The following is a 14,886-nucleotide window of genomic DNA, read 5'->3' as shown; positions in this document are numbered from 1 at the left end:
ACCCCTATCGCGTGGCTTCCCCGGACGCCTCGGCCGCGCCCTCGTGACGGGGAGCGGAGTCGAGGTAGCGGCCCACCTGCTCGACCAGGACGTTCATCTCGTAGGCGATGAGACCGACGTCGGCGCTCTCCTCCGCCAGGACGGCCAGGCAGGCGCCGCGACCCGCGCCGGTGACGAAGAGGTAGGCGCTCTCCATCTCCACGACGGTCTGGAGGACCTCGCCGCCGCCGAAGTGGCGGCCGGTGCCCCGGGCCAGGCTCTGGAACGCGGAGGCGACCGCGGACAGGTGCTCGGCGTCCTCCTTGACCAGTTCCTTCGAGCGGCCGATCAGCAGGCCGTCAGCGGAGAGGACGATCGCGTGGCGCGAACCCACGGCGCGGTCGAGCAACTCGTCCAGGAGCCAGTCGATGTCCTTCTTGCCCGCGGCGCTTCCGCTGCCGCGCTCAGCGCTTTCGGTACTCGTCACGGTTACGCGTCCTTGTCGGTGTCGTTGGTGTTCTGCTTGCTCTCGCGCCGTCCACGGTCGGTTCCCTGCTGGAACGCGGACATGTTCCGACGCAGGCGCGCCAGCCGTTCGGTGCCTTCCATGGGGGACTCGGCGGAGGCGGACCGGCCGAAGGTTCCGGACTCGGCGGGGTCGGTCGCCAGCTGCGGCGCCAGGTTCTCCTGCGGCCGCCGCTTGGGCAGCGCGGGACGGCCGCCGCCGGCCTCGACCGTCTCGGGCTCCTCGGCCGTCTCGGCGGGTTCGGGGGTCTCGGGGGTCTTCGGAGCCGCGGGCTCCTTGGCGGGGGCGTCCTTGGCGGCGTCCGGCACCGCGCTGATACGGGACTGGCGGGTGGGCAGGACCGGACGGGACTCGTCCTTCGTGACCGGGGCGCTGAGCAGGTCGCTCTCCGAGGCCTCGGGGGTCTCGGACGACGTCTCCGGCTCCTTCGTGCTCGGGGACGTGGACACCGAGGTCAGCACGGGCTTGCCCGGCCGGGCGGACCGGCTCGCCTCCAGGGCGACCTCGGGCGTGCGGTCGACGATCTCGCGCACCTCCCAGATGTCGCCGGGCTCCTCCGTCGCGGGGAGCGGGGTGCGGTCGCCGGAGATCAGTTCCTGCGGGAGCAGCACGATCGCCTGGACGCCGCCGTACGGCGACGGGCGCAGGTGCACCTTGATCCCGTGACGGTGCGCCAGGTGCGAGACCACGAACAGGCCGAGGCGCATCTTCTCGTTGAGGCGCATGACGTCGAACTCGGGCGGGTCCGCCAGCAGGGCGTTGGTCGAGGTGAACTCGGCCTCCGCCATGCCCAGACCGCGGTCCTCGATCTCGATCGTCACGCCGTTGGGCACGTCGTCGCTGCTCAGGCGCACCTGGGTGTGCGGCGGCGAGAACATGGCGGCGTTGTCCACCAGCTCCGCGACCAGGTGGATGACGTCCGCGACGGCGGGGCCGTTGAGGTTCACCCGGGCGATGCGCTCACGCTTGACCCGCGTGTAGTCGCCGGACTCGGAGATCGCGCCGCGCAGGACGTCGATCAGCGGCATCGGGCGGTGCCAGGTACGGCCCGGGGCCTCACCGCCGAGGATCAGCAGGTTCTCGGCGTTGCGGCGGGAACGGGTGGCCAGGTGGTCCAGCTTGAACAGCTGGGCGAGCTGGTCCGGGTCCTCCTGCTCGCGCTCCATCTTGTCCAGCAGACGGAGCTGGCGGTGCACCAGCGTCTGGCTGCGGTGGGCGATGTTGAGGAAGACGCGGTTGACGCCGTGGCGCAGCTCCGTCTGCTGGACGGCCTCCTCGACGGCGGCGCGCTGGGCGGAGTTGAACGCCTTGGCGACGTCACCGATCTCGTCCTCCTCCGTCCGCAGCTCGGGCAGGGAGGTCGAGGCGTCCACCCGCTCGCCCCGGTGCAGGCGGTCCATGATCTCGGGCAGCTTGTTCTCGGCCAGGTCCTGGGACTCCTCGCGCAGGGTGAGCAGGCGCGAGGTGAGGTTCCGGGAGGACCGACGGGCCAGGGTGAAGGCGATGAGGAGGACGGCCGCGACGCCCAGGCTGCCGCTGACGGCGAGGATCACTGCGCCGTGCGCGTCGCCGCGGGTCACCTCGGCCGCGTACAGCGACTCCTGCGCGCCCAGGTCGGTGAGCTCGGTGATCACGTGCTCGTACGCCGCGTCCCACTCGGCCTGGGAGACCGGCATGGAGAGGTCGTCGACCGTCTCCGGGAGCAGGGTGACGGGGTCGGTGACCGTGGTGGTCTCGACCTGGCGGTCCGTGATCTGGTCCGAGAGCTCGGTGAGGGTGGCGTACTCGGGGCTCTCCCGGACGGCCTCGTACCGGTCGAGGAGGCCGTCGCCCTCCAGGTAGGGGGCGTTGGCGTCCAGGAGGGCCTCGAAGGCGCCCATCATCCTGGTGAACTCGCGCTGGTCCTCGACGGTGAGCTCGCCGGTGGCGAAGGCGCGGGCGATCTGGGCGTCGGCCCGCGCGCCCACGTCCACGGTGCGGAAGAGGTAGATGGCGGTGAAGCCGGGGCTGACCGCGTCCCCCTCGTTGCCCTCACGGCCCTGGCTGTCGAAGCTGTCGGCGCCGTGCAGGACGAGCTCGTTGTAGAAGTCCAGGACGTCGGCACGGGTGGCGTCGCCGTCGTCGACGGACGTACGGACGCCGTCGATCTCCTGGTACATGTCGTACAGCATCTCGATGTGCATGCCGCCGTCGCCGGGGGCGAGGTCCGCGAAGCCCATGAGGTCGTCCACGACGACGCCCAGGGACTCGTCGGTGGCCTGACGGCTCTGCTCCAGCCGCTGGGCCAGCTCGGCGTCGTCGGGGTCCTCGATGTAGGCGATCGTGGCCGAGCGCTCGGACATCGCGGAGACGAGGCCGACGGCGGCGGGGGTGACGAGGTCGTCGGTGGCCTTGGAACGGATCAGCTGGTAGGCAGCGTCGCCGCCGAGGACGAAGGTGAGGATCAACCACAGTGCGAACAGCGCGGTGGTGGGGATCATGACCATGGCGCGAATACGGGCGGCGATGGTCCGCCCACGTTTCTTCGGTACTGCCTGCACGGTTCTCCTGTCGATCCGCGTCAAAGTCTTCTCAGGCACTGTCGGAGCCGAGCGGTCGCCTGGCCGCGTCCAGCGGGCCGGCGCGCGCGGACCTCCCGCCGTGTGGTCCGCGCTCGTCCCTCCAGGGGTCGGGGCTCGCCGGAGAGTCACCACATGCGGGGGTTTTCGGCGTTGGGGATCGTATCTCGCCCGAGAAACGGCGGATTATCCGGGTGGTGCAGGCAGTCTGCCATGAAGTAGTGAATTGTTCACACAAGGCCAGGTATGGCGCGTGCGAACCACCACGTGGGGAGCCGCGCGCTCGCCGTGGGACCAACGTCACAGGGGGTTTCGGCGGTGTCGGGAAGGTACCCCTCCGGGCCCGGAGAAGCGCGCCAGCGGAGTGATATCACGGTTCCCTCCCCACACACGTGCGGCCCGTACTAGCCTGGCGCACCGGGAACGAGCAAGGGGAACGCACACGCCATGGGGCAACCGTTCGGCGGAGGTCAGGCCGCCATCGAGGTGGCGGTCGCCGCCATACCGCTGTTGATGGTCACCGCATCCGCCCTCTACCTGCGCGGACAGCACCAGAGGTACGGGCGCCTGGTCGGTTGGCCCGGGCAGCTGACCCTCGCCGCCCTCGTCACCGGGCTCGGACTGGCCGCCTACGCGGTCTGGCCCCTGCCCGCCTCCGCCGACGGGCTGTGCGCCGTCGAACCCGCGCCCGTGCCAGCCCTGACCGTGCGCGACGCGGCCCTGGCCCTGGGCGTCTTCCTGCCGGTCGGCCTGCTCGCCCGCTCCCGGTTCCGCCGGGGGCCGGTCACCACGGTCGCCGTCGGAACCGCGCTGGCCCTCGCCGTGGTGGTGGTCCGCGCCACCGGGGTCCTCGGCCTGTACCCCTGCGCCTACAACGCGGTCGGGTTCGGGACCGCCGGGGTCGGCGCCGCCGCGACCCTCCTGGGCTGGCTGCTCGCCCGCTGGGTGCCGACGGTGTGGCCGTTCGGACCGCACCGCTCCTGGCCCGCCGCCGTCCCGGACCGGGTCGCTCCCGACCTCGGTCGGCGGATGCTCGGCACCCTCGTCGACCTGGGCCTGTGGTGGTTCGGCGCGGCCACGGTCGTCGCCCTGACCGCCGCCTACGGAACGGTCGGCCCCGGCGCGCGGGAGCACCTCCTCACCGCGACCCTCCTGGTCCTGGTGGTGCTCTTCGGGCTGTTCTCACCCCTGCTCCGCGGCGACCGGTGCACCCCGGGCGCGGCCTCGGTCCGCCTGGCCCTCACGGAGTGGCACCGCCCCCGACCGGCCTCCCGGTTCCGGGTCCTGGCCCGCACCGCGCTGCTGTACGCGCCGGTCGCCGTGCTGGTCGCCCTCGACCTGCCCTGGTTCTCCCTCGCCGTCCTCGCACTGCACGCCAGCACCGCCGTGGTCCGCCCGGACGGCGCCGGCCTGGCCGACCTCGTCTGCCGCGTGCGGGTCCGCACCCGGTCCAGCCTCAACGGCGACCTGCCCCGACGCCTGGTCCGCTACGCCCCGCCCCGGGAGGCGGAGTCCCCCGCCCCCGTGTGAGCGGCTACTGCTCCCACCAGTGCAGATAGCCCAGGAAGAGGCCGATGAGGACCAGCACGAGGCCCAGCCCGCCGAACATCCCGCGCACCCAGTGGCTCAACCACGGCCCGGAGACGATCCTGGCCCGCTCGGGGACCTCCGGGTCATAGGAGACGGTGACGATCTCCCCGGCACGGGAGGCCATCCACCCGGTGTTCTCGTGCTCGGCGTGGACCTCCTTTCCGTCCTCGGTCTGGAACTGCACGATCATCCGGGAGGCCACCGACGTCTCGTGGTAGCCGATCACCCTCCCCTTGGCGCGCACGCCGTTGCGGACGAGCATCAGCTCGATTCGGGTGTCGCGGGTGACCATCCACAACAGGACGGCACCGACGATCACGGGCAGCAGAGGGTACAGATCGGCCATGGCGGGGGAGTCCTCTCCGGAGTTCTTCTTCGGGTGTCAGCGCGGGGAGGCGGGGGAGCCGATGAGTCCGTCGGCCAGATGCGCCAGGGTGGTGTGGATCTCCTCGACGGGACGCTCTGGCTGGAGCGTACGCCAGTCGAGGGCCACGGTCACCACCATGCCGAACAGTGCCGATCCCGCGAGGGCCGTGTCCAGGTCCGGCCGGGTCAACCCGCGTTCCACCATGGCGTCGAGCTGACCGGTGATGACCCCGATCGCCTCCGTGCGGATCTGCCGGACGGTCGCGTACCAGGCCCGGTTGGTGCGCCAGGCCTCCGCCATGAGCAGCCGGGCCATCGCCTCGTGGGTGCTGATGAAGACCACGCCCGCACGCAGCACCGTGGCCAGGGCCTCCCGGGGTTCGACCTGCTCAGCGGGATCGGGCACCGAGCTCCGCAGGGTCTCGGCCAGCCGGGTGATGCCCCACTCCATCAGGGCCGCGTACAGCTCGTTCTTGCCCCCGAAGTTGTAGTAGACGGTGCCCTTCGCGACACCGGCCCGTTCGGCGATCTCGTCGACCGTGGTCGAGCCGTACCCCTGCTCGGAGATCAGCGTGACCGCCGCCTCGAACAGCTTCTGCCGGGTGGCCTCACGGCGCCCGCTGCGGGGCCTGTCGGGGGTGCTCACGTTCATCGGTTCCCTATCCTTTTGCATCTCCGCTTCGCTTCGGCCCGTGTTCGGGCGCCCAAGAAGCCAGGGACTTCTTCATCCTCGTCCACGCCTGGCTCGTTCCTCGCTGGCGGCTTGACTCGTCTTGCAGAACCCTGGCGGCGCCCGAACCGGGCACCCCCTTGTGGTCAAGCTTCGCAGGTGGCCACTTGGTCTTCGATTGAGGCGGGCAGTCGGGCACTCGGCAGGGGCTCCCGGCCGCTCTTCGGGCGAGGGCCGGGTGCCCCCGGTGATCAGACCTTCAGCGCGGGATAGAGCGTGGACATCGTCCACACCCGCTTGCTGTTCACCGCTCTCCAGGTGAGCAGCAGGGGCACCACGAGCCATAGGGCCATCACACCGAACGCCTGCGCGACCAGCATCATGTCCCCGCCGCCGATCAGGTGCCGCATGGCGGTCACCGCCCAGTGCAGGGGCAGGTACGGGCCGATCGCCTGGAAGAACGTCGGGCTCGTCTCGATCGGGTAGGTGCCGCCCGCCGACGTCAGCTGGAGAACCAGCAGCGCCAGCGCCACCACCCGGCCCGCCGCGTTGAACTTCACGTTCAGGTACTGGACGGTCGTGGTGAAGGCGGCGGAGGTGAGCGCCAGGAAGGCGAGCATCAGCGCCCAGTTCTGCGACTGCAGGCCCAGCCCCAGGTGCAGGACGGTCATCATGACCGCCACCTGTGCCCAGCCGAGCAGCAGCGGCACGACGCGACCGGACAGCGCCACCCGCCAGGAGGGCGCTGAGGAGGCCAGGGCCCGGGTGGACAGGGCGGGCAGCACCATGAAGACCACCATGGCGCCCACCCAGAGGGACAGGGGCACGAAGAACGGCGCGAAACCGGTGCCGTAGTTGGGTGCCTCGTTGTCCACCTCGCTGTCCAGGCGGACCGGCTCGCTCATCATGTCGGCGGCGCTGACCCGGCCGTCGTCGGAGTAGGTGGGGATCTCGTCCACACCGTCGGACAGCCCCTCAGCGAGTTCGTCCGAGCCCGAGGCCAGGTCGCCCAGACCGTCGTGGAGGTCTCCGGCGCCGCCGCTGAGCTGGCCCAGCCCGCTGTTGAGCTCCCCGGCGCCCGAGGAGGCCTCGGAGAGGCCGTCGCGGAGCGTGCGGGACCCCTCGGCCAGGGTCTCCAGGCCCTCGGCGAGCTCGTCTGCCTTGGCCCGCGCGTCCTTGGCGTCCTCGACCATCGTGGGCAGGTCCTCGGAGAGGGCCGCCGCCTTCTCGCTGAGCGCGGCGGCCTCCGCGGCGGTCGCGTTGATGTCCTCGCGGTTGTCGTTGACGTATCCGGCCACCGACAGCGCTGTGTCCATGGCCCCCTGGAGGTCGGTCAGCAGCGCGTGCAGGTCGGGCTGTTCCTTCTCCAGCTCGGGATGGTCCTGGAGGTAGGTGGACAGGCGACCGTCGACCTCGTTCAGGGCGGTGACGTCGATCTCCTGGGGCAGGTCCTCCAGGGCCTCGGACACCCCGGCGGACACCTTGGCGGCCTCACCGGCGCGCTTCTGGATGTCGGGGATGTCCTCCTCCAGCTGCGGCAGCCACTCGTCGGCCAGGTCGTCGAGCTTGTCGACCTGGTCAGAGACCTGCGAGGAGGCGCTCGTGGCACCGGAGGCGAGGGTCTTGGAACCCTCGTGGAGCTCTCCGATACCGCCGCTGAGGGTGCCCGCGCCCTCGTGGGCGCCGTCGATGCCCTCGGAGAGCTCACCGGAGCCGCTCTCGGCGTCCCCGGCACCGGTGGCGATCTGTCCGGCGCCCTCGGCCGCGTCCTCGGTCTGGCCGTGGATCTCGTTGAAGCCCAGGAAGATCTGGTCGAGGTAGTCGCTGATGGCCGAGGAGGTCGCGGCCGAGCGGATCTCGTTGAAGGCGCTGCCCGCGAGCTGGCGCACGACGTAGCTGTTGGAGTCGTTGTAGTTGGCGATCAACAGAGCGGGGACCGGGTCCTCGCGGTCCCGGGAGGGCGAGGTGAGGGCCTCGCTGAAGTACGCGGGGATGGTCAGGGTGACGTAGTACGTACCGTCGTCCAGCCCCCGGGCGGCGTCGGCGCCGTCCACCAGGTGCCAGTCGAGGTCGCCCCGGTCGAGGAGGGTGTCGGCGAGCTCCTCACCCGCGTTGACCTCCTCGTCGTCGACCTCGGCGCCCTCGTCCTCGTTCACCAGGGCTACCGGGAGGTTCTCCATCCGGTCGAAGGGGTCCCAGAACGACCACAGGTACATGCCGGAGTACAGCAGGGGGATGAGCATGAGCGCGGCGAGCGCGGCCGTCGGGAGCGGTGACCGCAGGAAGGACCGCATGGTGAGCAGTCCGAGCCGGGGGACGGACATGAACCGGTAGACGGGTGCGTCCCCGGCGTCCTTCTTCTTCCTGTCACGAAAGCCCACGGTGTCTGCCCCCCTTCCGGGCGGACCCGTCCTCGGACGGCGGATCCGTCTCGGTTCCCTCGTGGAGCAGTTGGTCGATCCCGATCACTTCCTCGGTCGGTTCCTCTCCGGTGTCCGTGTCGCCCTGCCTGATCCGGAGGGGGCCCTGGGTGTCGGGCCCGGCCACGGAGTCGAACTCCTGGGCGTCGGCGCAGGTGGCGATGACGGTCAGCCCCTCGTCGGTGAGGTTCGTCAGGGACCGCCACATGTCGGCCTGGTGTTCGCGGCTGAGCCCGCCGTCCACGTTGTCCACCACGAGCAGGCGCGGTTCGTAGACCAGTGCGAGGGCGACGCCGAGGCGCCGCCGCTCCAGCATGGAGAGCTCCTTGATCATGGTCCGGCGGTCCAGGTCGGCCAGGTCGGCCGCCTCCATCGCCTGGTCGGTCACGGACCGCGCGGCGGGGCGCATACGCAGCAGGCGGGCCTCGGAGAGGTGCTCGCTCACCCGCAGGCGGTCGTCGAGGGCGTTGACGTCGTCCATCAGCCCGAGCGAGCTGATCCGGCGTACCTTCCGTGCCTGCTTGGGCAGTGCGTACCCGTCGACGTGCAGGCTGCCCCCGGTCGGCTTCATCCGGCCGGACAGGGTGAGCAGCAGTGCGCTGCGCCCGCCCCCGGAATCGGCCTGGAAGACGGTGAGCGTTCCCGGCCGGGCGGTGAAGTCGACCCCCGTGTAGACGGGTCCCTCTCGGGTGGTGAGTGTGACGCCCTCGGCGTGCACACGAGCTCCGGTGGCCCGACGCATTCTTGCGGCCTCCCCAATTTTTGAACTGACCGGTCAGTACAAATTCACGGCTCCACGGTACTGCTCCGGGGCGGTGCTCCCGAGCGTTCGGGTCTGTGGCCTCCGGCACAACGCGACGCTCCACAAGGCGTATGAAATTGGGCGGTTCTTTTCTTGGCGGCGGAGTGGTGTACGTTGATACGTAATTACGTAGAAGAATCCCCAGGGAGTCCAGATGCGAGGCATCCTCACGAACCTCGGCGCACCCCTGCTGGTGGTGTACTTCGCCTACGCCGCCGCGGCCATCGCCTTCGGCCTGCCGATGGAACCGCTGCTGCCCCTGCTCGCCGTGGCGGGGGTGTTCCTGTTCGGGCCGCGCCTGTGGACCCGCAAGCCCTCCGAACAGGCCAGGGAGGAGGCGACCGTCACGGTGGCCCCACCGGTCGCGGGCGCGTGGGTGGGGCTCAACAGCCCGGCCGACAGGGTGCCCAGCCACGGCACCCACCAGTACGGGCAGACCTACGCGATCGACGTCTACGTGGACGAGGGCCGCCCCCAGGGCCGCAGCTACTGGTGGCCCCTCTCCCGCCGCCCCGACGACGGCTACCCCGCCTTCGACCGGCCGCTGCTGGCCGTGGCCGACGCCACCGTCGTGCGCGTGCGCGACGGCCAGCGCGACCACCGCAGCCGCGACACCTGGCCCGGGCTCCTGTACCTGCTCCTCGAAGGCACCGTCCGGAGCCTCGGCGGTGCCCGCCGGGTGGTCGGCAACCACGTCGTCCTGGACCTGGGCGACGGCGTGTACGCCGCCTACGCCCACCTGCGGAAGGGATCGGCCGAGGTCCGCGAGGGCGACCGGGTCACCGCCGGACAGCGGATCGGGCGGTGCGGCAACTCCGGCAACTCCAGCGAACCCCACCTGCACTTCCAACTGATGGACCACCCCGATTTCAACCGGGCCATGGGGATCCCCTTCCGCTGGGAGGGGGCCGGGGTGCCCGCCGCCGGGCAGACCTTCACCGGCCTAGACTGCGCCTGAGAGCCCGGACGGGGAGCGGACGAGGGAACCGAGGAACAACACGTGAGCGACGTCGCGCGGCGGGCGGCCCAGGCGCTGGACGACCCGGAGAACTGGCCGAGCGACCCCAAGGAGGCGGTGGCCCGGCAGCGCCTGCTGGCCGACCGGGTCCGCACGGAAACCCTCGACCCGGACGCCGTGCGCTACGTGGCCGGACTCGACGTGAGCTACGGCGTGGGCGACAAGGAGCTGGCGGCGGCCGCCGTGGTTCTGGACGCCCGCACCCTGGAGGTGGTGGACACCTCCCTGGTCGCCGACACCCCGTCCTTCCCCTACATCTCCGGACTGTTCGCCTTCCGGGAACTGCCCCCGGTGCTCCGCGCCATCGAGGGCCTGTCCGTCACCCCGGACGTGTTCGTCTGCGACGGCTTCGGCGTGGCCCACCCCCGCCGCTTCGGGATCGCCAGTCATCTGGGCGTCCTCATCGACGCACCGGTGGTCGGGTCCGCCAAGTCCGTGCTCTACGGCCGCAACTCCCCGCCGGGGGAGGAGCGCGGATCGTGGACCCCCATGGTCGCCGGGCGCTCCGAGGTGGTCGAGGACACCGAGACCCTCGCGGCCGAGGGGGCCGAGGTCATCGGCCGGGTCCTGCGTACCCGCGCCCGCACCAAGCCCGTCTACGTCTCCGTGGGCCACCGTGTGGACCTCGCGGGCTCCGCCGAGCTCATCCTGCGGGTCTCGCCCAGGTACCGGGTCCCCGAACCCATCCGGCACGCGGACCGCCTCTGCGGCCGGTACCGCAAGGAACACGAGGCCGGCAGCCGGGAGGACGGCTCCGCCTAGCCGACGGGCACGGAGCCTGGTCCGGGCACACGGAAGGGGAGGGGCCCGAAGACCCCTCCCCCTCACCGTGTTCCGAACGGTCGCCGTCTACCAGCCGTTCTCCACGGGACGACCCTCGTTGTACCCGGCGGCGCTCTGCACGCCGACCACGGCGCGCTCGTGGAACTCCGCCAGCGAGGTGGCGCCCGCGTACGTCATGGAGCTGCGCACACCGGCGATGATCTGGTCGATCAGGTCCTCGACCCCGGGACGCTCGGCGTCCAGGTACATCCGGCCGGTCGAGATGCCCTCCTCGAACAGCGCCTTGCGGGCCCGCTCGAACGGGGAGTCCTCGGACGTGCGCAGACGCACCGCGCGCGCCGAGGCCATCCCGAAGCTCTCCTTGTACTGGCGGCCCTGGGCGTCGCGCATGACGTCGCCGGGCGACTCGTAGGTCCCGGCGAACCAGGACCCCACCATCACGTTGGAGGCACCGGCCGCCAGGGCCAGGGCCACGTCGCGCGGGTGGCGCACACCGCCGTCCGCCCACACGTGCTTGCCCAGCTCACGGGCGGCGGCCGCGCACTCCAGCACGGCGGAGAACTGCGGACGGCCCACGGCGGTCATCATCCGGGTGGTGCACATCGCGCCCGGGCCCACGCCGACCTTGACGATGTCGGCCCCGGCCTCGATGAGGTCCCGGGTCCCCTGGGCGGTCACGATGTTGCCCGCGACGATCGGCACGTCCGGCGACAGCGCGCGGACCTTGCGGATCGCGGAGATCATCTTCTCCTGGTGGCCGTGCGCGGTGTCGATCACCAGGGTGTCCACCCCGGCCTCGAGCAGCTCCGCGGCCTTGCCGGACACGTCGCCGTTGATGCCCACGGCGGCGGCGACACGCAGCCGGTTCCGGTCGTCCACGGCGGGCCGGTACAGGGTCGAGCGCAGCGCGCCGGTGCGGCTGAGCACGCCCACCAGGGCACCGTTCCCGTCGACCACCGGGGCCAGCCGGTGCCGGTTCTCGTGCAGTATCCCGAACGCCGCCTGAGGGTCGGTGCCCTCGGGGATGGTCAGCAGCTCGGCGGACATCACGTCGTGCAGCTGGGCGAACCGGTCCGCGCCCGCGCAGTCCGCCTCGGTGACCACGCCGACGGGGCGGCGCGCGTCGTCGACCACGATGACGGCGTTGTGCGCCCGCTTCGGCAGCAGGTTGAGCGCCTCACCGACGGTGCTGGTCGGGTTCAGGGTGATGGCGGTGTCGTAGACCAGGTCGCGTTGCTTGGTCCAGGCGATGACGTCGGAGACCACCTCGAACGGGATGTCCTGCGGGATGACGGCGATGCCGCCCCGGCGGGCGACCGTCTCGGCCATCCTGCGGCCCGCCACGGCGGTCATGTTCGCGACGACCAGCGGCACGGTGGTGCCGGTGCCGTCCGGGGACGACAGGTCGACGCTGAGCCGGGAGCCCACGGCGGAGCGGCCCGGAACCATGAACACGTCGCTGTAGGTCAGGTCCTGGCTGGGAACCTGGTCGTTGAGAAAACGCAATGCCTCTACCTCGGTCAAGACCGAAGGGGGTGGACCACTCCGCCCGGCTGCGCGCGGGCGGCACCCTGTTGATCCCCCTCTTACCTGTCAAGTATGCCGTCACCGATTAGGTTGGGGGTACCCCCGTCTGGCATGATGACTCGATTCCCGCCTCAACCCAGCCCTCGCCCCTGCCCACAAACGGTGCAGATTCCGCCGCACCGTAGGCGTTCGCGGGTTAACAGGGCCCTCCAGGAGAACCCCGCATGTCGCGTTTCACGCTCGCGCAAGTCAAGGACGAGACCTACAAGGCGAAGGACGCCTGGTGGACCGTCTTCCTGGTTGATCCGCTCGCGGGTCGGATGGTGGTGTGGACGGCGAACCGGACCAACGTCACACCGAACCAGCTCACGCTGGGCGCGGGCGTGCTGGGCCTGCTGTCCGCGATCTGCTTCGCGGCCCCCGTCTGGGCCGGTGACCTGGGTTGGGCCTGGCTGCTGGCGGGCGCCCTGCTGTTCCACCTGAGCTTCGTGCTGGACTGCATGGACGGAAAGATCGCCCGCCTCAAGGGCACCGGGTCGGTCTTCGGGAGCTGGGTCGACTTCGTCTTCGACCGCATCCGCTTCTTCGGCTGCGTGATGGCGCTGCTGGTCGGCCAGTGGCTGGTCACCGGCCAGGCCGCCTACCTGATCGTCGCCCCCGTGGTGGTCTTCTTCGACCTGCTGCGCTACCTCAACGGCTCGCAGGTCGCCAAGACCCGCAAGACCATGAAGCAAGCGCTCGCCGTGGCCTCCGGGGACACCGAGCGGCTGCGCGACGAGGCCACCAACCCGGACGTGTCCGACCCCGAGGACGACGAGGTGTCGGACGCCCCGGCCAACGCGGACGCCCCGGCGCCCCGCGGCCTCTACCCCCGGGTGCGCGGCGCCCTCCTCAGGCACCGCGTGCGCCCGCACCTGTTCAGCGGCATCGAGTTCGAGATGTTCCTGTGCGTGGTGGCGCCCGCGACCGTCGTGTTCGCCTTCTTCACCCCGCTGAACAGCCTGATCATCCCCGTGGCGGTCTTCTCCTGCCTCGCGCTGGGCTTCTTCGAGGTGGTCCTGGTGGGTCGCCTGTGGAAGGAGTCCCGCCGCTTCGAGGCGCGCCGCCGGGAGCTGGCCGCCGCGACCCCGGCGAGCGTGGGCGGCAGCTGAGCCCGACCCGGCCCGGAGCCGGGTACCCGAACGAGGGAGGGGGCGTTCCGCACCGTGCGGAACGCCCCCTCTTCTTCCCGTCTGTGGACGCGGTCGGCTACACGGAGCTCCGCTCCGCCTCGGCCGTCCGCCTCCTCGCCTCGGCCTCCTCGTGGGCCAGACCCCTGTCGTCCTGGCGCAGGAACCACGTGGGCTGCGGTTCGACCGCCCACCGCATGCACCCGCGCACCCACGGAGTGCACAGCAGGAGGGTGAGCCCCATGCCCAGCGACAGGGTGGTGGCCAGGGCCACCGGGCCGGACATCAGGTCGTACCAGGGGCTGGCCTTGAGCAGGATCAGGAAGACCGAGTGGCCCAGGTACACGTAGAGCGTGTAGGCGCCCAGCGACGTGTACCAGGTCCGCCTCTTCGGGGTGAGCGCCAGGACCGCGACGGTCATGACCAGGGCGATGCCCATGAAGGCCAGCCGGATGCCGATGCTCGGCATCAGCGGGTCGATGGCGCGGTCGGTCAGGCTCTCCTTCCAGAAGAGCCAGTCCCTGCTCATGCGGCCCGAGACCGGTACCGCCAGGACGGCGGTGAGGCCCAGCACCAGCACGGAGGCGATCCGCACCCAGAGCCGGTCCAGGTGGGCGAAGTGCTCGCGGCGCAGGCTCAGGCCCAGCACGAAGAAGGGCAGGAAGCTGAGCACCCGGCCGATCGAGAGGGTGCTGCCCAGGTCCGCCGTGGTGGCGAACAGGGAGATGACCACCGCGATCGCCACGGGCCAGCGCAGCCGCTGCCAGACCGGCACGGTGAGGCGCCACAGGAAGAGGGCGACCAGGAACCACAGGGTCCAGGTCGGCTTCAGCACGGACAGGGTGTCCGGGAGTCCGCCGCGCTCGACCGTGTAGATGGTCTGGTGGATGGTCCAGAAGATCAGGTAGGGGACGGCCAGCGTCAGGACCAGCTTCTCCACCCGCATCGACGAGGAGTCGAAGGAACGGGAGAGGTAGCCGCTGATCATGATGAACGCGGGCATGTGGAAGAAGTAGACCCAGTAGTAGAGGGCACTGGCGGGCCCGTAGTCCGAGAGCGGCTCGATCGCGTGGCCGACGACGACCAGAGCGATGAGGATGAACTTGGCGTTGTCGAGTCGGGCGTCACGGCCCGGCGGTCGCGCTGCCGCCGAGGCCCTTGCTGCGGAGACCGGGTCGGTCGCGCCGTTCCCGTTCTCCGTGGACTGGGGTGCCGGACTGGTCGTGGATGAGGCCACTAGGGACTCCGAGATCACTGATTTCTGGGGCTTGTGTGTCGGTCCCGCGACCCTCTGTGCGGGATGTGGTCGACCGTCGGTCAGGGGCCAGGGGCCGATGGTGTGGTGCCGCGTGGCGCGCGAGGGGGGCACCGGCGAATCCGTTGCGCGAACGTAGTTCCGTTACCCTACTGAGACATACTGCGGTATGCCAGTAGTTCGCACAAATCAGGCAAAGGTCCCCAACGCCGTGCCGGGATCC

The 14,886-nt window shown here is 70.8% G+C and carries 12 protein-coding genes; 4 read left to right on the top strand and 8 right to left on the bottom strand.

Going from position 1 to position 14,886, the window contains the following annotated elements; all coding sequences use genetic code 11:
• Positions 1-4 precede the first annotated feature (4 nt).
• On the bottom strand, positions 5-466 hold the full coding sequence (locus AC0VYM_RS23640; protein WP_475455684.1) for a roadblock/LC7 domain-containing protein: 462 nt from the start codon (positions 464-466) through the stop codon (positions 5-7).
• Positions 467-468: 2 nt separating this feature from the next.
• On the bottom strand, positions 469-3,045 hold the full coding sequence (locus AC0VYM_RS23635; RefSeq protein ID WP_475455682.1) for a sensor histidine kinase: 2,577 nt from the start codon (positions 3,043-3,045) through the stop codon (positions 469-471).
• 465 nt (positions 3,046-3,510) lie between these two features.
• Between AC0VYM_RS23635 and AC0VYM_RS23630 the strand changes: the two genes are divergently transcribed.
• Entirely contained in the window at positions 3,511-4,593 is a 1,083-nt protein-coding gene (locus AC0VYM_RS23630) for an antibiotic resistance protein VanZ (RefSeq protein ID WP_475455680.1), read from the top strand.
• Between the two features lie 4 nt (positions 4,594-4,597).
• Here the strand turns inward: AC0VYM_RS23630 and AC0VYM_RS23625 are convergent, their stop codons facing one another.
• From AC0VYM_RS23625 to AC0VYM_RS23610, 4 genes are all read right to left on the bottom strand, one after another.
• Positions 4,598-4,999, bottom strand: coding sequence for a DUF3592 domain-containing protein (locus AC0VYM_RS23625; RefSeq protein ID WP_475455678.1), 402 nt, complete (start codon positions 4,997-4,999; stop codon positions 4,598-4,600).
• A 36-nt stretch (positions 5,000-5,035) separates the two neighbouring features.
• Positions 5,036-5,671 carry a TetR/AcrR family transcriptional regulator gene (locus AC0VYM_RS23620; protein ID WP_475455676.1) on the bottom strand — a complete coding sequence of 212 codons (636 nt, stop codon included), beginning with the start codon at positions 5,669-5,671 and terminating at the stop codon, positions 5,036-5,038.
• Between the two features lie 269 nt (positions 5,672-5,940).
• Complete coding sequence (locus AC0VYM_RS23615) at positions 5,941-8,013, bottom strand: YhgE/Pip family protein (protein WP_475463192.1); 2,073 nt, start codon at positions 8,011-8,013, stop codon at positions 5,941-5,943.
• 43 nt (positions 8,014-8,056) lie between these two features.
• On the bottom strand, positions 8,057-8,851 hold the full coding sequence (locus tag AC0VYM_RS23610) for an ATP-binding cassette domain-containing protein (protein WP_475455674.1): 795 nt from the start codon (positions 8,849-8,851) through the stop codon (positions 8,057-8,059).
• A gap of 214 nt (positions 8,852-9,065) precedes the next feature.
• Here AC0VYM_RS23610 and AC0VYM_RS23605 point away from each other — a divergent pair, with 214 nt between their 5' ends.
• The gene (locus AC0VYM_RS23605; RefSeq protein ID WP_475455672.1) at positions 9,066-9,869 is read left to right on the top strand and encodes a M23 family metallopeptidase; all 804 of its coding nucleotides are present in this window, start codon (positions 9,066-9,068) and stop codon (positions 9,867-9,869) included.
• 42 nt (positions 9,870-9,911) lie between these two features.
• Positions 9,912-10,691 carry an endonuclease V gene (locus AC0VYM_RS23600; protein WP_475455670.1) on the top strand — a complete coding sequence of 260 codons (780 nt, stop codon included), beginning with the start codon at positions 9,912-9,914 and terminating at the stop codon, positions 10,689-10,691.
• 87 nt (positions 10,692-10,778) lie between these two features.
• Here the strand turns inward: AC0VYM_RS23600 and AC0VYM_RS23595 are convergent, their stop codons facing one another.
• Positions 10,779-12,218: a GuaB1 family IMP dehydrogenase-related protein gene (locus tag AC0VYM_RS23595; protein ID WP_475463191.1), complete on the bottom strand. Its 1,440-nt coding sequence runs from the start codon at positions 12,216-12,218 to the stop codon at positions 10,779-10,781.
• A gap of 245 nt (positions 12,219-12,463) precedes the next feature.
• Between AC0VYM_RS23595 and AC0VYM_RS23590 the strand changes: the two genes are divergently transcribed.
• Positions 12,464-13,390, top strand: coding sequence for a CDP-alcohol phosphatidyltransferase family protein (locus tag AC0VYM_RS23590; protein WP_475455668.1), 927 nt, complete (start codon positions 12,464-12,466; stop codon positions 13,388-13,390).
• Between the two features lie 97 nt (positions 13,391-13,487).
• On the opposite strand, the gene AC0VYM_RS23585 is transcribed toward AC0VYM_RS23590, so the two are convergent.
• Positions 13,488-14,645 carry an acyltransferase family protein gene (locus AC0VYM_RS23585; protein WP_475455666.1) on the bottom strand — a complete coding sequence of 386 codons (1,158 nt, stop codon included), beginning with the start codon at positions 14,643-14,645 and terminating at the stop codon, positions 13,488-13,490.
• Between the last annotated feature and the right edge of the window lie 241 nt (positions 14,646-14,886).

It is taken from the genome of Nocardiopsis sp. iso_237 (assembly GCF_056173345.1).
Note: the sequence above shows the minus strand (reverse complement) of the source record. Positions and strands in the feature narration are given on the sequence as shown.

Coding starts and splice junctions, on each gene's coding strand:
- AC0VYM_RS23590 (WP_475455668.1), top strand. CDS start 12,464: ATGTCGCGTTTCACGCTCGCGCAAGTCAAGGACGAGACCTACAAGGCG.
- AC0VYM_RS23615 (WP_475463192.1), bottom strand. CDS start 8,013: ATGTCCGTCCCCCGGCTCGGACTGCTCACCATGCGGTCCTTCCTGCGG.
- AC0VYM_RS23610 (WP_475455674.1), bottom strand. CDS start 8,851: ATGCGTCGGGCCACCGGAGCTCGTGTGCACGCCGAGGGCGTCACACTC.
- AC0VYM_RS23605 (WP_475455672.1), top strand. CDS start 9,066: ATGCGAGGCATCCTCACGAACCTCGGCGCACCCCTGCTGGTGGTGTAC.
- AC0VYM_RS23630 (WP_475455680.1), top strand. CDS start 3,511: ATGGGGCAACCGTTCGGCGGAGGTCAGGCCGCCATCGAGGTGGCGGTC.
- AC0VYM_RS23625 (WP_475455678.1), bottom strand. CDS start 4,999: ATGGCCGATCTGTACCCTCTGCTGCCCGTGATCGTCGGTGCCGTCCTG.
- AC0VYM_RS23620 (WP_475455676.1), bottom strand. CDS start 5,671: ATGAACGTGAGCACCCCCGACAGGCCCCGCAGCGGGCGCCGTGAGGCC.